This is a genomic window from Pedobacter hiemivivus (assembly GCF_004331685.1).
GTDB classification, from domain to species: Bacteria; Bacteroidota; Bacteroidia; order Sphingobacteriales; family Sphingobacteriaceae; genus Pedobacter; species Pedobacter hiemivivus.
Map to the genome: position 1 here is coordinate 1 of NZ_SJSM01000061.1, position 1,184 is coordinate 1,184.

Genomic DNA, 1,184 nt, shown 5'->3' on the forward strand with positions numbered 1-1,184 from the left:
CGGCATGATTGTTATGATTCATACAAGTATTTTTTATTTTTTTTTTATAAAATATTATGCAGCAATTAATTGATTATTTACATAAGGTTTCTGGTGGTTCACCACAGCGACTACTCTTAGTGCGATTTTATTTCTTATCGCATTTAAGATACTCATTGGGTGCTTGCCTTCTTCCTTTTTACGGTTATAATACGTCCTGAACTCAGGGTAGTATTGTATGACCGTTAAAGCACTTAGATGGAATAGTTTTTTGAGTTCTTTATTAGCCATATGATGCACGCGGTTACGCCCTTTAATGCTGATGCCACTACTATGTTCAAATGGTACGACACCTGCATAACAGGCGAGCTGCTTACCAGTGATCTTTGCGGAAAAATTGGTGGTGCAGGAGATCAGATAAACGGCAGTTAAGTGGCCAATGCCAGGCACCGTGATTAGCAGATCGTAGTTGTGCTTTAGTTCAATATTTTCGGCTATAATTTTGTTGATCAGTGCTTCAATATCCTTAATGGACTGGGCAATGCCTTCGATCGCTGTTCTGTGAGCTTGCTCTATTACTTTTTGAACCGTAGGGTCATTAATATTTTTAAGTTCTTTGATATACTGTTTATTACTGTTGATTTGCGAAAGTAATCTTGTTCTTGAGGTCATAAAGTCTTTCAATTGCATCAGAACAGGATTTAAGACTGCTGAGGCTTTTAAAGTGTCGGCTTCTTTACAAGCGTATTTGCATATACGGATACTGTCTATCTTGTCATTTTTGCCTCTGGCAATACCAAAGCTCCATTTGATGTGGGCGGCATTGCCAATGTGTAAAGACAGCCCTTTCTTGTTACAAAATGACCAGATGAGCCGATGATAGATCCCTGTGTTTTCGATCACCACTAAGGTGTTCTGATCCATCGATACTTTGAAGCTTTTAAGCCATTTTGCAAAGGCTTTGAGTCCGTCTGCGGTGTTGTCGAAACGGGCTGTTTCAATACTTTGTTTCTGATGATCAATAACCGCCATAAGGGAAGCATCGAAGAAGGGTTTAGAGACATCAATACCAATAAAAAAATTACTGCTCGCATTCATAGTTTTAAATTATAATTTTGTAGCAAGACCTAACAGTTTTGCCCCATCGGTCCAAGTCCTTAATAATGGGTATTACCCTAATTGTTATATGGCCACTAAGGGAAAAC

At 38.6% G+C, this 1,184-nt stretch carries 1 protein-coding gene; it reads right to left on the minus strand.

Features of this window, described 5'->3' with window-relative positions; translation table 11 throughout:
• Nucleotides 1-54: 54 nt before the first annotated feature.
• Nucleotides 55-1,077: an IS110 family RNA-guided transposase gene (locus tag EZ444_RS27070; RefSeq protein ID WP_131613011.1), complete on the minus strand. Its 1,023-nt coding sequence runs from the start codon at nucleotides 1,075-1,077 to the stop codon at nucleotides 55-57.
• Nucleotides 1,078-1,184 lie beyond the last annotated feature (107 nt).

Bases quoted from the DNA above. Each gene is read 5' to 3' on its own strand.
- EZ444_RS27070 (WP_131613011.1), bottom strand. From the start codon at position 1,077: ATGAATGCGAGCAGTAATTTTTTTATTGGTATTGATGTCTCTAAACCC.